The 19,161-nt window shown below is 42.3% G+C and carries 18 protein-coding genes; 15 read left to right on the top strand and 3 right to left on the bottom strand.

The window, feature by feature from the left end; all coding sequences use genetic code 11:
- The 10 genes from SMUL_RS04725 to SMUL_RS04770 all read left to right on the top strand — a co-directional run bounded on the left by SMUL_RS04725 (position 1) and on the right by SMUL_RS04770 (position 10,589).
- A complete protein-coding gene (locus tag SMUL_RS04725; RefSeq protein ID WP_025344115.1) occupies positions 1 to 363 on the top strand; it encodes a hypothetical protein in 363 nt (120 codons plus the stop codon).
- Positions 364 to 444: 81 nt separating this feature from the next.
- On the top strand, positions 445 to 1,137 hold the full coding sequence (locus SMUL_RS04730) for a response regulator transcription factor (RefSeq protein WP_025344116.1): 693 nt from the start codon (positions 445 to 447) through the stop codon (positions 1,135 to 1,137).
- Complete coding sequence (locus tag SMUL_RS04735) at positions 1,124 to 2,794, top strand: ABC transporter substrate-binding protein (protein ID WP_038533845.1); 1,671 nt, start codon at positions 1,124 to 1,126, stop codon at positions 2,792 to 2,794. The genes SMUL_RS04730 and SMUL_RS04735 overlap by 14 nt, the downstream gene beginning before the upstream one ends.
- Positions 2,787 to 4,451 (top strand): sensor histidine kinase, encoded by a 1,665-nt coding sequence (locus SMUL_RS04740; RefSeq protein ID WP_025344118.1) that lies wholly within the window; start codon positions 2,787 to 2,789, stop codon positions 4,449 to 4,451. Before SMUL_RS04735 ends, SMUL_RS04740 begins: the two co-directional genes overlap by 8 nt.
- A 95-nt stretch (positions 4,452 to 4,546) precedes the next feature.
- Complete coding sequence (locus SMUL_RS04745; RefSeq protein ID WP_038533029.1) at positions 4,547 to 4,837, top strand: c-type cytochrome; 291 nt, start codon at positions 4,547 to 4,549, stop codon at positions 4,835 to 4,837.
- 11 nt (positions 4,838 to 4,848) lie between these two features.
- Complete coding sequence (locus tag SMUL_RS04750; RefSeq protein WP_025344120.1) at positions 4,849 to 5,355, top strand: Rieske 2Fe-2S domain-containing protein; 507 nt, start codon at positions 4,849 to 4,851, stop codon at positions 5,353 to 5,355.
- A gap of 9 nt (positions 5,356 to 5,364) precedes the next feature.
- Positions 5,365 to 6,615 carry a cytochrome b gene (locus tag SMUL_RS04755; RefSeq protein ID WP_025344121.1) on the top strand — a complete coding sequence of 417 codons (1,251 nt, stop codon included), beginning with the start codon at positions 5,365 to 5,367 and terminating at the stop codon, positions 6,613 to 6,615.
- Positions 6,612 to 7,466: a c-type cytochrome gene (locus SMUL_RS04760; protein ID WP_025344122.1), complete on the top strand. Its 855-nt coding sequence runs from the start codon at positions 6,612 to 6,614 to the stop codon at positions 7,464 to 7,466. Before SMUL_RS04755 ends, SMUL_RS04760 begins: the two co-directional genes overlap by 4 nt.
- A gap of 38 nt (positions 7,467 to 7,504) precedes the next feature.
- Positions 7,505 to 9,100, top strand: a complete 1,596-nt coding sequence (locus SMUL_RS04765; protein WP_025344123.1) for a methyl-accepting chemotaxis protein — start codon at positions 7,505 to 7,507, stop codon at positions 9,098 to 9,100.
- A 289-nt stretch (positions 9,101 to 9,389) separates the two neighbouring features.
- Positions 9,390 to 10,589 (top strand): OprD family outer membrane porin, encoded by a 1,200-nt coding sequence (locus SMUL_RS04770; protein WP_025344124.1) that lies wholly within the window; start codon positions 9,390 to 9,392, stop codon positions 10,587 to 10,589.
- Positions 10,590 to 10,635: 46 nt separating this feature from the next.
- On the opposite strand, the gene SMUL_RS04775 is transcribed toward SMUL_RS04770, so the two are convergent.
- Both SMUL_RS04775 and SMUL_RS04780 read right to left on the bottom strand, forming a co-directional pair.
- Positions 10,636 to 12,624: an EAL domain-containing response regulator gene (locus SMUL_RS04775; RefSeq protein WP_223809771.1), complete on the bottom strand. Its 1,989-nt coding sequence runs from the start codon at positions 12,622 to 12,624 to the stop codon at positions 10,636 to 10,638.
- A complete protein-coding gene (locus SMUL_RS04780) occupies positions 12,560 to 13,450 on the bottom strand; it encodes a phosphatidylserine decarboxylase (RefSeq protein WP_025344126.1) in 891 nt (296 codons plus the stop codon). The genes SMUL_RS04775 and SMUL_RS04780 overlap by 65 nt, the downstream gene beginning before the upstream one ends.
- A gap of 92 nt (positions 13,451 to 13,542) precedes the next feature.
- On the opposite strand from SMUL_RS04780, the gene dbpA reads away from it, so the two are divergent.
- The 3 genes from dbpA to SMUL_RS16520 all read left to right on the top strand — a co-directional run bounded on the left by dbpA (position 13,543) and on the right by SMUL_RS16520 (position 17,057).
- Complete coding sequence (gene dbpA / locus SMUL_RS04785; protein ID WP_025344127.1) at positions 13,543 to 14,934, top strand: ATP-dependent RNA helicase DbpA; 1,392 nt, start codon at positions 13,543 to 13,545, stop codon at positions 14,932 to 14,934.
- A gap of 108 nt (positions 14,935 to 15,042) precedes the next feature.
- Entirely contained in the window at positions 15,043 to 16,314 is a 1,272-nt protein-coding gene (locus SMUL_RS04790) for an AAA family ATPase (protein WP_038533033.1), read from the top strand.
- Positions 16,315 to 16,316: 2 nt separating this feature from the next.
- Complete coding sequence (locus SMUL_RS16520) at positions 16,317 to 17,057, top strand: RloB family protein (RefSeq protein WP_051492672.1); 741 nt, start codon at positions 16,317 to 16,319, stop codon at positions 17,055 to 17,057.
- 95 nt (positions 17,058 to 17,152) lie between these two features.
- Here the strand turns inward: SMUL_RS16520 and SMUL_RS04800 are convergent, their stop codons facing one another.
- Complete coding sequence (locus SMUL_RS04800) at positions 17,153 to 17,764, bottom strand: helix-turn-helix transcriptional regulator (RefSeq protein WP_025344129.1); 612 nt, start codon at positions 17,762 to 17,764, stop codon at positions 17,153 to 17,155.
- Positions 17,765 to 17,853: 89 nt separating this feature from the next.
- Here SMUL_RS04800 and SMUL_RS04805 point away from each other — a divergent pair, with 89 nt between their 5' ends.
- Complete coding sequence (locus SMUL_RS04805; protein WP_025344130.1) at positions 17,854 to 18,705, top strand: NAD(P)-dependent oxidoreductase; 852 nt, start codon at positions 17,854 to 17,856, stop codon at positions 18,703 to 18,705.
- A gap of 249 nt (positions 18,706 to 18,954) precedes the next feature.
- Positions 18,955 to 19,152 carry a twin-arginine translocation signal domain-containing protein gene (locus SMUL_RS04810; protein WP_025344131.1) on the top strand — a complete coding sequence of 66 codons (198 nt, stop codon included), beginning with the start codon at positions 18,955 to 18,957 and terminating at the stop codon, positions 19,150 to 19,152.
- The last annotated feature ends 9 nt before the right edge of the window (positions 19,153 to 19,161 follow it).

Below are 19,161 nucleotides of genomic sequence, written 5' to 3' on the forward strand. Positions count from 1 at the left end.
ATGAAAACAACACTGCGATTGATTTTGAGTCTTTGTGGTGTTTTTCTTTCACTCGCTTGGGGGCAAATTGCCCCAAGCACTTGTAGTTTTGGCGATCCTCGTTTTGAAGAGCTTTCCCATCAAAACGTTGTGCTCATCGAGCCCAAAAACTACGTGGTGGGCGAAGAAAACTTCGTTATAATACAGCTCGAAAAGCCAGAACTTCCCTCAGGCTACATGGTGAGTGTTTTTGTCGATACGATCACATCACCCAAGAGTGAGCCTGAAGTGCAAGGATGGTACCCAAAAACGAATATAAAGCCTTTAAAAGAGGGATTTTACGAGCTGTCGGTTCGCGTGAACCTGATGTATAAGGGAAGCTGAGGCGGTATTTTGGTTGCAAGTCTTGCAAATACAAAGATTCGTTTTACCGCAAAGAAACCGAAATGATAAGGAGCATCAAACGTGGATAAACTTTTTTTGGAACGATTGAAGACGCTCACTATTCTCTATGCCGAAGATGAAGAGGGCATCCGTAAAAACATTGCCGCATCGCTTCGCTACTATACCAAAGAGGTCATCGAAGCGGAGAATGGCAAAATTGCTTTAGAGCTCTACAGACGTGAAAAACCTGATATTGTACTGACTGATATTTTAATGCCCGTGATGAACGGCGTGGATCTGGTACGAGAGATTCGTAAAACCGATGAAGAGACACCTTTGGTCATTATCTCGGCGCACACCGATAGGGAGTATCTGCTCAAAGTCGTCGATCTGCATTTAGAGCAGTACATCATCAAACCAGTCAATCTTAACGGTCTTTTAGAAGCGCTTGCACGCTGTTTGAAACGCATTTCCCAAACGCATACGATTGTCTATGAACTTCCCTGTGGCTACTCGTACGATGTCGATCATAAATTGCTGAGCTATGAAGGTGAGACCATTCATCTCAATAAAAAAGAGGCGGGATTTTTGGAGTTACTGCTGCATAATAAACAACGCATTGTCACCTACGATGAGTTGCAAGCCCATGTCTGGCAAGATGATGTAATGACCGATAGCGCGCTTCGTTCACTCGTGCGCAATTTACGCAAGAAATTACCGAAAGATTTTATTACCAATTTATCAGGGGTTGGGTACCGATTTGAGATGTGCTAGACTTTTTCTTTTACTGTTTGTGTATGTAACTTTTGGCAATGCACAGGAGTGGAAAAACCCTTTTTACTACCGCAGTGATGATACTGCTTCAGTTCTGATAAATGAGCGCGTCAAGGGCTCGCACATTAAAGTTTTTTTACCCACTATGCCTTATTTGTACGTTTCAAAACTGGTCAATGGTACACTGGTTCGCTCTAGCGGAAATCATGAAGGGTGGGAGTATATGATGGCAACATCGTATACGAAGATAGACGATCTCACCTATGAATTTTCCCTGCGCAAAGGGGTTCTGTTTCAAGATGGAACACCGTTTAATGCAGACTCGGTGGTGGAAAATTTTGCCTATTTTATGCAAGACCCTGTGGTCTATTCGGATATTCATAAACGACTCAAAGGTGTAACCAAAGTCGATGAGCATACCATTCGCATTCATCTGTATAAACCCTATGGACTGCTTTTTAGCGATCTCACTTCCATCAATCTTTACACATCTGCCTATCTCAAACGTTACGGTTGGAGTACCAAAGAGGGCTCTACATGTAACAGCATGCAAGCTCCAGGTCCGTATGGATTAGGGCCTTATATTTTAAAGCAAGGGTACGCAACTGGGCGGTTTCAAACGCCTATTTTAGAGCTTAAAGCCAATCCTAATTATTATGAAATTGGGTTGCCATACATCGAAAATGTGACGATCTATACCGAACTAACCTCCACGCAATCGGTCAGTATGGCGTTGGAAGAAGAGCGATTGGATATTACGCCCATTCCGTTCAATAAAAAAGTAGAAACGGTGCTTTCCAAATACGCAAGGCTCTACACCAAACCCTCAACGCACAGCATCTCGGTCTATTTTAATATGCTCAAACCAAACAGCAAACTCCAAGATCAAAACGTACGCATCGCGCTCAATAAAGCGCTCAATCAAGCCAATCTGCTCAATTTTGTCTATAAAAAAGAGGGCGAGTTAGCCCCCACGGAAGCTTCGGTGAATTATCGCTCCGTAAAACTGGCTACAGAAAACCTGCAAACTTGGGGTGAGCGTGCGCGCCAAAACCCTGAAGAGGAAAAAGAACTCAAGAGAATTTTAAATGGATTGGAACTTGATGTCATCACGATGGATCGCTTTATGTTTTTGTGGCGGGGGATTGAATATCAGCTTAAAAAGTACGGTGTGACACTGCATTACACGACCACGCCGAATGAAAAAGAGATCTACGAGCAACTGCTTACCAATAGGGAATCCCCTAAAAAATGGGATATTTTGACATGGGGCAATGATGACTGGATCAGTCATAACCCGTGGACGGCGTTTTTTGCGTACCGCATCTCCGATAAATGGTCGGCGATCGAGAAAGACGATCTGATGCAAGAGTACATTGAGCACTTCTTCGATGTCGAATTTCAAAGTCCTGCCTTTGATGAGGTCGTTTCTAAAATTGTCAAGCGTGCGTATGAAAAGGCGTATATGCTTTTTGTACCCTCTCCAAACATCGTGTTAGCCGTAAATAAAGAGGTCTCGTATGAGCCTTCATCGGTTTTATTGATGCCTCTGTGGAAGGCAAAATTGACGAAATATCACTGGTCGATCAGGGGCAATGCGGCGTATCCAAAAGAGCGTGAAGCTCCCATGTTACCATTAAGGTTTAATTATGATTAAGTATCTCTCCATGCGCTATAAATTTTTTCTGATGGCATCTTTGGGCATTTGTGCGATTGTCACGCTCTCTTTTTTAGCCTTTGACATTACCAACAAAGGTGTGGTCAATGTCAACAATGTTTTTGAAGGCTCCAAGCGGGTTCAGACGATACAGCAGACCTATATTTTGCCACTGTTTAAGCTTCGCGAACAATCGCTCTCACTGATTATGGCGCCCAATGAAGACCTACGCAAAGATATTCTCACTAAAATCAATGAGATGCACCTTCAAATGGAAACACCCTTTAGCAAACTTCCTGCACAAGTGTATTCTCAATGGAAAAACTACGTCGGATTGATCTTAGCCAATCAAGCCTACCTCAAAGAGGATTTTGAAGAGGGGGCGTTTATTAATGCCAACACAGCGGAGCGCGACCAGTTTTATGCACTTATGGATTCACTCGAAGTGTTGCAACAAAATGAGCTCACCCACTCGTCTGAAACGTACTCAAAAGCCAATCGTGAGGCGATCAATTCGCGCTATTTTATTGCGGTTTGGTTGATTATTATCGTGCTTTTGACCTTTATGTTTGGCTTTTTTATTGCTAAAAATATTGTCGATTCTATTTTACATGTAAGACGTGGACTGAGAGAATTTTTTGACTACTTGAAGTCGCCTTCCACCGAAGAGGCGACGCGCATTCACATTCCGCTGACCAATAAAGATGAGTTGGGCGATATGGCGAGGCAGATCAACCAGAACATCGAGATCATTCAAGCCAATTTAGAGCAAGACAGCAAACTCATCGAAGATGCAACGAATGTCGTGGAAGACCTCAAACTAGGGAATCTAAACCGAAGACTCGTGGCTTCGGGTAACTCCGATCAGCTCAATTTACTCAAAGCTGTGATGAATGAGATGCTGGATAATTTGGAGCTGCGCATTCAACAAGAGATCGATGAGCGCACCCGTCAAGAACAGCTGTTGATTCAGCAAAGCAAACTCGCCGCGATGGGCAATATGATCGGTAATATCGCGCATCAATGGAGACAACCCTTAGGTGAAATCAATGCGCTTTTGATGATCATTCAAGTGAGACAACACTTTGATGACTTTAATGAAGCGTTCTTAACAGAGAAAATTGATGAGTGTAACCGCATCACGGCGTACATGTCCAACACGATCAGCGATTTTCAAAATTTCTTTAAACCCTCCAAAGACAAAGAGATTTTTGAGATCAATGATGCGTGTGAGCGGGCGAGCTCTATCATCCAAGCCTCGCTTCGCTACCACTCGATCGAGTTTTCGTTTGAAGCAAGCGAAACGATTCAGGTGCTTGGCTATCCCAACGAATTTGCCCAAGCACTTTTGAATATTCTCTCCAATGCCAAAGATGTTCTCACGGATAGGCAGATTGAAAATCCGTTCATTCACATGAGCGTAAAAAACGGCGAAAAATACACGCTGATTAAGATCGAAGACAACGGTGGAGGCATTTCAAAAGAGCATTTTGAGCGTATTTTTGAGCCTTACTTTACCACTAAACATGCTAAACAAGGTACGGGAATTGGACTTTATATGACTAAGATGATCATCGAAAACAATATGAATGGCATCGTAACGGTTAAAAATACCGAGCATGGCGCGCTTTTTACGATCAAGATAAAGCATCATTAACTTAAAAAGATGAATTAACTTCTCTTTTTCATCTCAGCCACATTTTTTTGCCACTTTTTTTCACTACTATTCTCGAAACATTCAAGGAGTCGTAGATGAAAATTATCTCAAAATCACTTATTATTGCCACCACGTTGGCGATCAGTGCTCAAGCAAACCCACTGTATACCAAATGTGTTGCCTGTCATGGAGCCGCGGGTGAGAAAGCTGCTTTAAACAAAAGTTTGATTATCAAAGAGATGAGCAAGGCGGATTTCATAAGTGCCATGAAAGGCTATAAAGATGGCAGTTATGGCAAAGATCAAAAAGCGTTGATGAAAGCGCAAGTAGCAGCTCTAAACGATACTCAGATCGAAGAGATTGCCTCTTTTATCACGAAAAAATAGTGGTCTTTACGATGGCAACGTGTCAAAAAAGACGTGATTTTATCGGAATGGCACTCACAGGCGTTACGGCTGTGGGTGGTGTTTGTGCATTGGGTGCTATGAAAAAGAGTTGGGACCCACTCCCAAGTGTCCAATCAGCTGGTTTCGTCACCGTCGATGTTTCTACGATAGAAGAAGGCGAGGCGCGCAGTTTTGCGTGGCGCGGGAAGCCTATCTTTGTGTTACGTAAAAGTGCGGATACGCCAAAAAATGCAAAGCGCGATGTGGTCATTGGTGAAAAAGTCTTTACATTGGTCATTGGCTTGTGTACCCATCTTGGTTGTATCCCTTCGTATGATGCGAAGCAAAAAAGTTTTATTTGCGCCTGTCACGGTGGCGTTTTTGATGCGAGTGGCATCAATACGTTTGGCCCGCCACCTCGTCCTTTGGATATTCCTCCCTTTAAAATTGCAGGTGAAACACTTGTCTTAGGTGAAGAAGGCGAAGAGTACAAAAAATTAACCGCGAAAAAAGCGTAGGAGTAGGGCATGGCAGAAATACGAAAAAGCGAAGGCTTGATAGACTGGCTCGATCAACGTTTAGCAGTTAAAGCCTTTATGCGCGTGATGATGACCGAATACTGGATACCCAAAAATATCAATTTCCTCTGGGCAATGGGTGTGGTTTTGGTGGTTCTTTTTGGCGTGTTATTGGTAACGGGACTACTTTTATTGATGTACTACAAACCTGACATTAATCTCGCGTTTGATAGTGTAAATTACACGATTATGCAAGAGGTCGAGTACGGTTGGTTGTGGCGCCACATGCACGGCGTTGCGGCATCTGCGACATTTCTTATCATCTATATTCACCTTTTTACGGGCATTTATTATGGCTCTTACAAAAAAGGGCGTGAGATGATCTGGCTCACAGGCATGGTGCTGTTTATCGCCTTTTCCGCAGAAGCCTTTAGTGGCTATATGCTTCCTTGGGGGCAGATGAGTTACTGGGCGGCGCAAGTCATTACCAATCTTTTTAGCGGTATTCCTGTTATTGGGGATGATGTGGTCATCTGGATACGCGGTGATTATGTGGTGGCAGATGCGACGTTGACGCGCTTTTTTATGCTGCATGTGGTGTTGCTTCCTTTGGTGATTATCGTCGTGATTGCGGTGCATTTTTACTCACTTCGCTTTCCGCATGTGAATAATCAAGAGTCTGAAGTTTTGAACTTTGAGATTGAGTCCAACAAGTTTTTAGAAGGGCGCAAAAAAGAGTCTAAAGTCGTGCCATTCTGGCCTGTTTTCCTCTCCAAAGATTTCTTTGTCGTCGGCTTTTTTATGACGATTTTCTTTGCATTGGTCTGTTATCAGTTCGATTTTGCGATGGACCCGATCAATTTTGAGCCTGCAAACTCGATGAAAACGCCTGCGCATATCTACCCTGAGTGGTATTTTTTATGGAACTATGAGGTACTTCGAGGCTTTTTCTTTGACATTGGTGGTATGGCGGCGATGGACATTGGGTTGATTGCGTTTGTGATCGCCAACATTGTCTTTATGATCTTGCCATTTTTAGATCGCAATCCGATGAACACTGCCCCTGCGCACAAACGCCCCGTGTTTAAATACTGGTTTTGGCTTTTAGTGATCGATATGATCGTGCTCACGGTCTATGGCAAGCTTCCTCCCACTGGTGTGAATGCGTGGGTGGGTTTTGTGGCTGCGGTTGTTTTCTTAGGGCTGTTTATCGCCCTTCCATTCATTACCAAGCACGAAGCCAAAGGAGATGCACAATGAGAGAGATCAAAATTTTAGCCATTGTGCTTTTCTTTACCGCCGTGACCTATTGGGGTGTGGAGCCGTATGCGCATTCGCAAATGCACCCGCATGTTGCACCTGCTGACTTTAGTTTTAAAGACATAGAGCCTTTACATGTAAACGGAAATATCGAAAACGGTCAAGTGCTGGTCGAAGCCAATTGCATTGCGTGTCATAGCATTAAAACTCTAGGTCTGGAAGCGCCTATGAGCGTTGAAGATGCGGCGAGTGCCTATGGTGTCGTGCCTCCAGATCTCAGTCATGCGGGAGTAATTTACGATAAAAATTACCTCGCAGGCTTTTTAAAAGACCCTGTGGGTGCGACCAAACTTTCGCATAAATTTGGGGATGCAAAACCGTATGCGATGCCTAGTTACAGCTTTTTAAGCGAGCAAGAGATTGCTGATATTGTGGCGTATCTTAAAAATAGTGTCGCTACAAAGGCGTCCGATAAAACGGTCTTTGAAGAGGCGTGTGGCAGATGCCATAGCATGAAGTACGATGGACTTAAAGCCCAAACGCCTGCATCTTCGCTCAAAAGTTATTTAGGTGCGGAAGCTCCTGATGTGTCGATGATGATTCGCTCCAAAAAAGCGGAATATCTGAGCACGTTTATCAACGAACCGCTCAAAATGGTTGAGGGCATTGCCATGCCTCGTGTGGGACTCACCGAAGCGTCTCAAGATCAAGTGATCAACTACATGGAAAGTGTGGGAGACCGCAAAAAAGCGGAGCGTGAAAGCCTTGGCTTGAAGCTCATTGGATTTATGGCTATTTTTACCCTAATAGCGTATCTGTGGAAAGTTCAAATTTGGAAAGAGGTGGAGTAATCCACCCCTTTTTTTCGTGTTAACTTAAAGGTAGAATGATGTTAAAAACAATTAAAGCTAAAACTATTTTTACGCTCTTTGTTGCAACGCTTGGTACGCTTGGTATTTTATTTTTTTTAATATCGTATGACTTTGAAAAATTGGCTAAAAGTCAATTTAAAACCTCTTCAACGATGCTCTCTTCTGCCTTTTTTCAAACCATCAAAGAGAGTATGAACTCCGGCGATCCACAAGTAATCGCAACTACCATTCAAAATGCGGCATCTATTTCGGGTGTAACGCAACTGAAAGTGTATAAAAGTCCATCGGTTAAAGAGCTTTTTGCAAGCCCGAAAGATGAGCCGATTCCTGCAAAATTAGAGCCGCTTTTACACCAACACACAGAGTTTTTTGAAGAGTTTAAAGAAAAAGATCAAGAGTACATACGCATAGCGCTTCCTCTCAAAGCCGAAGTATCGTGTCTTAGCTGCCATGCCAATGCGAAAGAAAATGATGTTTTAGGTGTGAGCGAACTGATTATCTCGACACAAACATCTAAAGAGAGTATTTTTCGTGCCAAACTGCGCATTGTCTTTTTTATGGCATTAGCGGTAGCCCTTATCTTGATAAGTTTTTCGCTCTTTTTTAAAAAAGAGATTTTTGGTGTCATTGAAACGTTACGGTTGATGGTTTATAACGTGGCAAAAGGTGATTGTGATTTAACAAAACGCCTTGAGATTAAGCAGTACGATGAACTAGGGGTTGTTTCATCGCTTATCAATGAGTTCTTATCCAAAATACAAACGACACTTCACGATGTTAAAATAAGCTCCTCCCTCAATCAAGAGTCTGCCCAAGCCTTAAGAACGATTGCATCTTCTGTTGTTGAAAAGATTGCTTCGCAAATTGATGCGATTGCGCAAGTTCACCGTTCCATCATGGCAATACGCAGTGAAACAAATGAGTCGTATTCCCTCTCTCAAATAAGCTCTACGAATCTACAAGAAGCACGAAAATCGCTCGGTCAGCTCTTTTGTGAGCTTGAAGCTTCCGTTGCAGCTATACAGTATGATAGTGAGCACGAAAGTGCATTAGCCGATAAAATGACACAATTAACCACGCATGCCACACAGATCAAAACGGTTTTAGAGACGATTGAAGAGATTGCGTCGCAAACCAATCTGCTCTCTTTAAATGCGGCGATTGAGGCAGCGCGTGCGGGTGAGCATGGAAGAGGATTTGCCGTGGTGGCAGATGAAGTGCGTAAGTTGGCAGAGAAGACTCAAAAAAGCCTCGAAGAGATCAGTCTTGTCGTGCATGCTATTACCACAGGTATTTTGGAAATTAGCGCTGAAATTCAAAAGAGCTCTGAAAATGCCACAGCTATCTCGCTAAACTCTCAAACGTTGATTGATGAGGCAAAGAAGTCTGATGCAAAGCTTTTGTTGGCAACCCATAATGCAGACGAGACCATGCAAAAAAATAGCCAAACACTGCATCATCTTGAAGCCTTGGTTGATGTGGCACACACCATGGTTCACCTCGCAGAGGAGACTCAAGAGACAACGCTCGGTTTACAAACCATTTGCACGGAGCAAGCAAAGAAGAGTGATGATTTAAAAAGCATGCTTCAAGCCTTTCGTACCCAAAAATAATCTCAACTCTCTTCCTTTTTTAGCCGAAGAGAGTTCTCCTTTTCTTTCCTGTTTTTTCGTCAAATTAACGCTGTTTACCTGCGATTATTTTGCTCTTTTTTTTATTTAAAATTTTCCTTGAAGCTTCAAATTAATTCTTAATACAACGGGCAAATTAAAGGTTTAGACAGATGGGTTTATGCGTCTGTCTGGATGCGTTTAAGCGCAGGGCGTAGCGCATCGTTTTTGGCATAAATTAACGTCATAACCATTTTACATGTAAAGTGGTTTTATCTTCAAGGAGAAACATATGAAATTGGCAAATCTTAGTGTGGCAGCGCTGTGTCTTGCAGGACTTAGCACCTGTTCTTTTGGTGCCGATACCTTAGCGGATGCTTTCAAAGAGGGCAAAATCAGTGGTGAACTCAAAGCATTTTACTGGGATCGCGACCGCAATCCTTCTATCAATTCAGCTTCCATCTTCAACACGGGCGTCGTACTTGGTTACACCACATGCTCATACAATGGCTTTAGCCTTGGCTTAACAGGGCAAGCCAACAGTGCGCCATTTGCAAGTGGCACGGCTAAAACGCAGTTTGGTTGGGATGAGTACGGCTCAGGTGCACAACTTTCCGAAGCCTATTTAGCGTACAGTGCGGGCAAAACCACCGTTCAAGTCGGACGCATGTTTTTAAATACACCACTTATCGCTTCTTTGGGCAATCGTATCGTTAAAGAGGCATTTGAAGGTGCAAACATCGTCAATACCGATCTTCCCAACACAACATTAACCGCAGCCTACGTGCAAAAATTCCAAGCGCAAACCGATGGAGCGGGCAACATCGGCAAATTTACCACCTATAATAATCCTTACGGGGTCTCACCACTCTTGGAAGATGGTGCATACACCCTCGTTGCGGTCAATAAAAGCATCACAGGATTAACCTTAACCGCGGCGTATGCGGAAGACTTGGAAACCAACGGAGCGATGGCGTACGCAGAAGCGGCGTACAGTGTTGCCGTGAATGCTTTTATCTACGGCTTGAGCGCACAATACTACTACAGCGACAAAGAGGTCACGGGGAGCAAAGATGCTGATCTTTACGGCTTAAAAGCAAACCTAGGGTATGGCGCACTCAGTGGTTATGTCGCGTACACAACTGTGAGCAAAGATGCTACCGTGACACCGGGCATTGGTTGGGGCGCAGACCTTGCGTATACAGGAACCATCATTCTCTCCAGCAGTTACCCTGCCAATACCGATGCTTATGCCATCGGGCTTGGCTACGCGTTTACGCCTACGACAACGCTTGGGACAAGTTATACGATAACCGATGATGATGACCTCTCGTATGGCAAAGCATCGTATGTTTCACTCACGGGCAATTACGCCTTTGATGGCGCGCTCAAGGGGCTCAGTTTCCTTGTGATGTACGATAAAGAGTACCGTGATTTAGCAGGGGCTCAAGACAAAGATGAGTTTAGATTTAGTGCCAGTTATAAGTTCTAAAACGCCTCAGCGCTTTTACATGTAAGCTTACATGTAAAAGCGTTTTCTAAAACATTTCAGGTCTTCCAAAGTGGTAGCCTTGGGAGAAATCAACGCCTATGTCGCGTACCATCTCGTAAATGGCTTCGCTCTCGACAAACTCTGCGACGGTGGTGAGATTCTGTTTTTTGGCAAACAGCACGATGGTTTCAACGATGTGTTGGCTGGCGGTGTTGTGTTTAATATTTTTAATCAAACTTCCATCGATTTTAAGAATATCAGGCTCGTACGAAAGCAGTCGCTCAAAGTTAGAATACCCCGTTCCAAAGTCATCAATCGCGATCTTAACGCCCCTTGCTTTCACCCTTTGAATAAAATGTTTAATCAGAAAAAAGTCTTTAATATCTTCACTCTCTAAGAGCTCAAAAATGACACGATGCGCCTCGCTCTCATGCTTAATCAAAAGGTGTTCAATATAATCCGTGATTTCATCGCGCTCAATGTCATGCACGGAGAGGTTGATGGAGATCGCAACATCGGGGACTTTCAGTAGTGCTTCAAACGAGTTATCCAAAACGATCTTGGTGATTTTGGAGTAGTAGCGTCCTTTTTTGGCGATTTCTAAAAAATAAAATGGTGTTAAAAGCTGCCCCTCTTCGGTCACAAGGCGTACTAAGGATTCGTATTTTTCAACTTTTTGAGTGGTGTTATTGACGATGGGCTGGAAGTACGAGATGATTTTACGATTGTCAATCGCGGTCTTAATCATATGAATCGTCTCAATATTTTTAAGCGCATTTTCATACTCAATGCCGGAGAGCCCATCGGCGTAGATAATGGATTGTTTGTTTTGGATCGCATTTTCGATGCCAATTTTGGCATCTTCAAAGATTTTGAAAATGCCATACGTAAAGCTACAAATCACAGAGATGTCGTATTCAACGGTATCGACTTTGACGATATATTCTTTGACATTGGCTAAAAATTGCTCTAAAACAGCGTGGATCTCCTCTTTACTTGCCTTGCAGTTACGTCGATTGATCGCAAAGGCGTACAAGCCATTTTCAAGGTGATACACCCTTTGAAATCCCCAACGATTGGGCATAAGATAGAGCATGTTTTTACCAAAAGCCATTTCGATTTTTTCAACGCTGGCTTTGTCATAAAACTTCTCTAAGATGGTGTAGTCTTCGATTTGCACCAAGATCAGCACGGAAAGACGGTTCGCTTCTAAAAAGTCGAAAAGTTGCTTTTTATCGCTCATGATCGCGGTAATGTCATGGCGCAACGAGATGTACTCTTCCACCTCACCATCAGGATTTAATATGGGCTGAATGGTTGTCTTGACATAGTAAGTATCACCGTTTTTAGCGCGGTTTTTCACGATGCCTTGCCATGTTTTTTTCTCATCCTTAATCGTTTTCCAAAGATCCCTAAAAGCCGTTTTGGGCATATCGGGATGACGAATGATATTGTGCGATCTGCCTATCAGCTCCTCTTTGGTGTACCCAGAAATTTGGCAAAATTTATCATTGACAAAGGTGATGACCCCTTTAGGGTCGGATTTAGAGATGATGGAGCTGAGATTGGTGATGTTTTCATACTGTTTGAGCAGAAGAACATTTTTGGCATTTTCATACCGAAGGTGAATTTTTTCGATCACCTTGTGCAACGTTTGGATCAGTTGCGAGATATTTAGAGGCTTGAGCAGGTACCCATCCACGCCCGCTTCAATGGTTTGGGTGAGAAAGTTTGACTCATGGTGAGCAGAGAGAACGATGATCGCCACGTCAGCGCTGATGGTGCGAATGCTCTGTATCAGCTCAATGCCATTCATGCGTGGCATCGTAATGTCTGTGATGACAATGTCGATCTTTGCGTGCGAATCGGCATACAGACGTGCGCCTTCCTCTCCGTCTTCGCCTACAATAACGGTGTCAAAAAATTCTGAAAAAAGACTGGTCGCCGCATTTCTTGCTTGTGGATCATCTTCAATGTAAAGAAGCGTCATCCCCCGACTCATCTGCTTCAACGATGCTATTTGCTTGCGCTCCATAGCGTATTCCCCCTATTGGTTGCCCGAATTTGACAGGACCTGTATTGCCAAGGTCGAGATCGATGGACTCTTTTTCAAAAAGCATAACAATGGTAGACCCCATTTCAAAATGACCAAGTTCATCTCCTTTTGAGAGCGAAAGATCGTCATAACGATAACATTGTTGAAGGCTTGATTTGGCATTTGTCTGAATGTTGGCATCAAATGTAAACGCCATTTTGCCCACATTTAAAGCACCAACGAAGATCATGTAAAAAAGTCTATTCTCTTTGGTGTAACATTCTAGCACAACACGCTCGTTTTCGATGAAAAGTCCATCAATTTTACGAAGCCATGTGAAGTTTACGGGGTAAAGCTTCCCAGGAATGTGCACCGCTTTGGCAATTCGCATATCAATAGGAACGTGGTAACGGTGATAATCACGCGGCGAGAGGTAGAAGTTGACAAACGCTCCTCCATCCAAGCGCGCTTTTTTATCTTTTGCGATGTAATCGCCCAAAAGGCGTCTCACATCGTAGCTAAATCCTTTAATTTGTAACGCAAGATGCTCTTCAATACTTCCAAAAGCGCTCACACAACTATCGCAAGGCGAGATCACTGTTTTTTCACTGATGTTAAAAAGGCGACGCGTTTTAAAACGTCTGGTAAAAAGCGCATTCAAACTCTTGTACGAAGATGCTTCTTCAAATTCCGTCAAATCCACCTTCATCATCGCCGTATACGACTGGTTGATGATGCGTTGCAGTGAGCTTGGAAACTCTTTAGACGCGAAAACGCCAAAAAGACGAGACGCAATAGAACTCTTAAAGTTAGGGTAACGTTGCATGAGACTCTTTCGATTTTTTTCGTAGATTTCTTTAAAGGATTGATTATACCCAATCAATACGTTTCTTGCAAAAAATGTGATATATTTGCGCCATGAAAACAACACAAACCCACTCTTTTGAGCAACTGATCACCAATGCGGACATGTTAGCCAACCTCTCACAGCTTGGCTACACCACCATGACGCCCATCCAAGAGGCATCCTTAGCGCACATCATCGCAGGGCGCGACATCGTCGCCAAAGCCAAAACAGGCAGTGGCAAAACTGCCGCGTTTGGACTGCCACTGCTTTTAGCTTTACATGTAAACTCCATGCACATCCAATCGGTCGTACTTTGCCCCACGCGTGAACTTGCCGAACAAGTCTCTGCGGAGCTCAGACGTTTGGCTCGGTTTGCCCATAACATCAAGATCGTCACGCTGTGTGGTGGTGCTCGTTTTGTACCACAGTGCATCAACCTAGAGCATGGCGCACACATCGTCGTCGGCACACCTGGGCGCATTTTGCAACATTTGCAAGAAAAAACCATCAACTTTGAGCACATCAAAACGCTCGTACTCGATGAAGCCGATCGCATGCTTGACATGGGCTTTTACGAAGACATTGAGAAGATCATCGCCAAGATGCCACAAAAACGTCAAACCTTGCTTTTCTCTGCAACCTTCCCCAAAGAGATCGAGCGCATGTGCAATGAAGTGCAAAATGACGCTTTACATGTAAGCATTGAAGAAGAGGCAACCACGTCTCCGAACATCACACAAATCTGCTACACCGTCGAGCCACGCGAAAAAGAAGCGGCACTCAAAGGCGTTTTACTGGAAAGCGATGCCAAGTCGGTCATCATCTTTTGCAAAACCAAAATAGGCGTCGCAGAGCTTCAAGGTTACCTTTTAGATGAAGGCTTTGATGTGCTTTCTTTACATGGCGACTTAGAGCAGATAGACCGTGATGAGCACCTGCTTCTCTTTGCCAACGGCAGTTCCCAAATCCTCGTAGCGACTGATCTTGCCTCACGTGGACTGGATGTCAAAGATGTCGAGATGGTCATCAACTACGAACTACCTCAAACGATGGAAATCTACACACACAGAATTGGTCGAACAGGACGCATGGAAAAAGAGGGCATGGCCGTGAGTTTTGTCACGCCAAGAGAAGAGGGCTTTTTTGAAGAACTTACCGAGTCCAATTTCGCCTTTACATGTAAAAGCATCAGCGACCTAAATCCAACCCTCTCAAAGCCAAAAAAAGCCCTCTACATCACACTTTGCATCGACGCAGGCAAAAAGCATAAAATGCGCGCAGGCGACATACTAGGAACGCTGACCAAAGACTTAGGACTGGAAGCTGGCGTTATCGGTAAAATCGACATCTTAGAGAAATTTTCCTACGTCGCCATAGCGCGCGAATACGCTGATAAAGCGTTTGATGGGCTTTGTGCTACTACGATTAAAAATAGACGGTTTAAGATTTGGAAGTTGGGATAAAAATAGTATTTTTTAAAATATATATAAAATTTGTTAAAAATTTACAAAAATAAGCTTTATTTTGTTTTTATAGTGATATTATACAAGTAATAAAACGAGGAGTTACTCATGTTAGTACAATTTAGTGTTGATAATTATCGCTCGATTAAAGACAAAGTCACTTTGAGTATGATGACCTCCACTAAAGATAAAGAACGATGCTTTAAAATTCGAAATTATGAGTTACTCAATAGTGCGGTTATTTATGGTGCAAACGCAAGTGGGAAAAGCAATGTTTTGAGTGCTATGTCATTTATGAAAAATGTTGTTCTTAATAAAATGAAAGTCATTCAATCAACAGATACACTTCCGCATGATCCTTTTAAACTGAATACTGCAACACAAGATGCTTCAAGCACCTTTGAGATTATCTTTTTTATTGGCACGGCTAAATACCGTTACGGTTTTGAAATGGATACTACAACGGTTTATGCTGAATGGCTCTATGCCGATGAAAAAGGAAAAGAAGCAAAACTGTTTTACAGAGAAGCCGATGAAGAAGAATATGTCAATCCTTCTTTTAAAGAGGGGTATCAATTTTTTGACAAAAAAAATTTAAAAATTAATATTTCAAAAAATCAACTCTTTCTTTGGAAATGTGACCAAAATGATGGTGAAATTTCTAAAAGTATTTTGAATTGGTTCAAGTATATTAATATCATCAATGGTATTAGTCATGATGGATATATTAATTATACGATGCAACAAATGGAACATGAGGATTTTAGAACTGAAATCATTAAGTTTGTAAAGACGGCAGATATTGGTCTTGAAGATATTCAATTGGAAGAAACGGATATTCCCAAAGATATGTTAGAAAAATTAATGGCATTAGAAAAATTAAAAGAAAACAATATAGAGGTTATTAATTTTAAGCAAGTCGCTATCAATACCTACCATAGAAAATTTGATGAACAAAACAATGCAGTTGGGAGAGAAGTTTTTGAGCTGGATAAAGAAGAGTCTTTAGGTACGCGTAAATTTTTTAAAATGTCAGCACCGATTTTAAATACCTTACAAGAAGGCAAAATTTTAGCGATTGATGAACTTGATGCAAGTTTACATCCAATGCTTACGATGCACCTCATTAAACTTTTTCATGACCCAAAAGTGAACACAAAGAATGCCCAATTGATTTTCACAACGCATGATACCAACCTTTTAAAGCCACATTTGTTTAGACGAGATCAAATTTGGTTTACGGAAAAAGACGTGTATGGTTCTACTCATCTGAATGCGTTAGCAGAGTTTAAAGATGTACGAAAAGACGCAGATTTTGAGAAAGAGTACATTCAAGGAAAATACGGAGCCATCCCGTATCTTGGAAAGTTTGAGTTTTAGCTATGAGAAGAAAAGATAAAGAGGCTGAACAAGCACGAAAAAGAGAGCAAACCAAACAGGAATTAAAACGTACAATTGCAACGAAAGAGCAAATTCCTGACATTATCATAGCTTGTGAAGATGAGGCTTCTGCACCTACTTATTTTAAAGCACTTATTGGACAGTTAAGAGAGTCACGAAAAATTACACCAGACTCTTTTGTCATTGCAAAACATACTAATACCCATCCTACAGGAATTTTGGAAGATTTAAAAAAGCATCGATGTAAATTTAGTGGTAAAAGCTATAAAGATTTTAAACACAAATGGATTGTGATCGATAGAGATAAAGAACACGTGAATGGCGGAGGACATAGTCCCGAAGATTTTAACAGTGCATTAGCCCAAGCTAAAAGTTTAAAAGTTGATGTGGCTTATTCTAACGATGCGTTTGAATTGTGGTATTTACTTCATTTTAACCCTCGTGAAACAGCCATTTTAAGAGATGAGCTTTTAACACAAGTGATAGAAAAATTGCAAGCTCGAAATGAGTCTAAATTTGGACAACTTGATAAAGATACCATTAAACAAGCTGTTTTTACAAAACTTATTTTTGATGAACTTCAGGCTTTGCAAGAAACTGCCATTAAAAATGCAGAAAGATTAATGGCATCTTATGAAGTAGCTCATAATCCAGAAAATGATAATCCCTCAACGACAGTACATGTATTAGTGAAATTGTTAAATAGTTTATGGATAGAATAAATTTGCGGATATATTTAATGCCTAAAAAGGCTATATTTAGGCATTTTTACGCTTTTTATCCTTAATAATTGTGGATATTTTTGCGCTCTTAAATCTTAACTTCTCACCACCTTCAACCAATTATAAATCGTAGCCTTCGAGACATTTAAAACCGAGCAGATATACCCCACGACATTACGAATGGCGAAGATGCCTTCACTCTCTAAGAAAACTACCAACTCTTTTTTATCGTCATTTGAAAGACCTGATAGGGCGATGTTTTTACTGCTTAAGTACTTCTCTATCGTTTCATCCGTATGTTCTCTCCAACTTTGCGAAAAAAGCACGGAAGGTTTGGGTGCGGAGTCGTTTACATGTAAAAAGCCTTTGAGCGACTCGAAGAGCGTTTCGATGGGCTCTGTATTGTAGTTGATGCAGATCATCCCGATGGGTTTTTCGTCCGCGTCTCGCACGATGATGCTGACGGCTTTGAGGCGTTTGCCTTCACTACTGGTTTTATCGTATGGTCCGACCCAGTTTTCTTTAATACTGTTTAGATCTTTAAGCTCACTCAGCATCGCATCGCCGACACGGCGTTTGGAGAAGGCATTGACGATGTGGACGAGTTTTTTGGCTTCCAAGTCGTGCATGACGACTTCAACATTGGGGTAAAACAGTTTTCCGAGGGCGTCGCATAGGGCAACATAAGATTTGAGCTCTTTTTTCATGTCAAAATCATAACACAACTTTTGCAAAATTGTCTTGATAAAGAGTCTAATTTAGACTATAATTCTAAAAACTACCACAAGGAATGAACATGGCAATCGGTTTTATAGGACTTGGAAATTTAGGCTCAGCCATCGCAAAACGCTTAACGAGCATGGGAGAAGAGGTCATCGTTTGGAATCGTACAACGTCCAAAGCAGAGGCCAAAGGGTTTGTGTGTGAAAGCTCACCCAAAGCACTCTTGGAGAAGTGTGACACGGTGCTCATGTGTCTGTTTGACTCAGATGGAGTCCGAAATGTTTTAACGATGGAAAACGGACTTTTAAGCGCAACGCTTAAAGGCAAAACCATCATCGATCTTTCGACCAACCATTTCAACGATGTCATTGAGTTTCATGCCATGGTTGAAAAGCAGGGTGGAAATTACCTCGAATCGCCTGTTTTAGGCAGTGTTGTTCCTGCGAGTAAAGGTGAGTTGACCGCGGTGTGTGCTGGCAAAGAGAGCACCTTTCTTACATGTAAACCACTTCTTGAAAAATTTGCCTCTACGATTTTCCATCTCAAAGAGGTGGGATTTGCGGCGAAGATGAAGCTTATCAACAACCTCTGTCTTGGCTCATTTATGGCGACGATTGCCGAGTGTACGGCGCTTGGAGAAGCGTGTGGCATCGATAAAAAAGAGCTTTTAGAGATTTTGGGCGCAGGGGGCGGAAAGTCACTCGTACTCGCGGCTAAAACACAAAAGCTCATCGATGAGGACTTTAGCCCGCATTTTAGCACCGCGGCGATCACGAAAGATTTACACTGTCTGCAAGACTTGGCGTACAGCTTGAACCGTCCGCTTTACACGGCAAGTGTCACCAAAGAGCTCTTTTCCAAAATGAAAATGATGGGCAAAGGCGACGAGGACTTTAGTTCTATTTACCAACTTTTTAAAGCGTGACAAAAATAGGGCACTTAAAGGTAAAGTGCCCTTTACTTTATCGTTAGACCCATTCTCCCTTTTCTCCCCCTTTTTACTGATAGTATCTCCTCGCCACTAAGTTTAAATAAAATTAATCTTAATTTAATAATTTAACTTGTAATCTTTCGGCTTTCAAAATTTATTGAAGAGCTTACCCGAAAAAACTGTCATTTTTTGGGGTGAACTCTTAAAATAATGCAGAGTTCAAAATACGAAAGGAGATGCTAGATGAACGAAAGCAGACGTGGCTTTGTTAAAAAAGCTGCTCTTGTAAGTGCGGTCGCAACCGTAGGTGTTGTGGGTGTACAGGCAAGTGCTTCTGGGACAAAAGGTACGAATGGCGTGGTAAAGGGAAAATCACCAAAAAAAGAGATTACCTATACCAAAACAGCGAATTGGGACGAGTATTATAAAGCGGCCCTCTAACATCAAGGA

Origin of the sequence: Sulfurospirillum multivorans DSM 12446 (assembly GCF_000568815.1) — a bacterium.
GTDB classification, from domain to species: Bacteria; Campylobacterota; Campylobacteria; order Campylobacterales; family Sulfurospirillaceae; genus Sulfurospirillum; species Sulfurospirillum multivorans.

Bases quoted from the DNA above. Each gene is read 5' to 3' on its own strand.
- SMUL_RS04780 (WP_025344126.1), bottom strand. From the start codon at position 13,450: ATGCAACGTTACCCTAACTTTAAGAGTTCTATTGCGTCTCGTCTTTTT.
- SMUL_RS04800 (WP_025344129.1), bottom strand. From the start codon at position 17,764: ATGAAAAAAGAGCTCAAATCTTATGTTGCCCTATGCGACGCCCTCGGA.
- SMUL_RS04725 (WP_025344115.1), top strand. From the start codon at position 1: ATGAAAACAACACTGCGATTGATTTTGAGTCTTTGTGGTGTTTTTCTT.
- SMUL_RS04750 (WP_025344120.1), top strand. From the start codon at position 4,849: ATGGCAACGTGTCAAAAAAGACGTGATTTTATCGGAATGGCACTCACA.
- dbpA (WP_025344127.1), top strand. From the start codon at position 13,543: ATGAAAACAACACAAACCCACTCTTTTGAGCAACTGATCACCAATGCG.
- SMUL_RS04755 (WP_025344121.1), top strand. From the start codon at position 5,365: ATGGCAGAAATACGAAAAAGCGAAGGCTTGATAGACTGGCTCGATCAA.
- SMUL_RS04790 (WP_038533033.1), top strand. From the start codon at position 15,043: ATGTTAGTACAATTTAGTGTTGATAATTATCGCTCGATTAAAGACAAA.
- SMUL_RS04740 (WP_025344118.1), top strand. From the start codon at position 2,787: ATGATTAAGTATCTCTCCATGCGCTATAAATTTTTTCTGATGGCATCT.
- SMUL_RS16520 (WP_051492672.1), top strand. From the start codon at position 16,317: ATGAGAAGAAAAGATAAAGAGGCTGAACAAGCACGAAAAAGAGAGCAA.
- SMUL_RS04765 (WP_025344123.1), top strand. From the start codon at position 7,505: ATGTTAAAAACAATTAAAGCTAAAACTATTTTTACGCTCTTTGTTGCA.
- SMUL_RS04770 (WP_025344124.1), top strand. From the start codon at position 9,390: ATGAAATTGGCAAATCTTAGTGTGGCAGCGCTGTGTCTTGCAGGACTT.
- SMUL_RS04760 (WP_025344122.1), top strand. From the start codon at position 6,612: ATGAGAGAGATCAAAATTTTAGCCATTGTGCTTTTCTTTACCGCCGTG.
- SMUL_RS04775 (WP_223809771.1), bottom strand. From the start codon at position 12,624: ATGGAGCGCAAGCAAATAGCATCGTTGAAGCAGATGAGTCGGGGGATG.
- SMUL_RS04810 (WP_025344131.1), top strand. From the start codon at position 18,955: ATGAACGAAAGCAGACGTGGCTTTGTTAAAAAAGCTGCTCTTGTAAGT.
- SMUL_RS04745 (WP_038533029.1), top strand. From the start codon at position 4,547: ATGAAAATTATCTCAAAATCACTTATTATTGCCACCACGTTGGCGATC.
- SMUL_RS04805 (WP_025344130.1), top strand. From the start codon at position 17,854: ATGGCAATCGGTTTTATAGGACTTGGAAATTTAGGCTCAGCCATCGCA.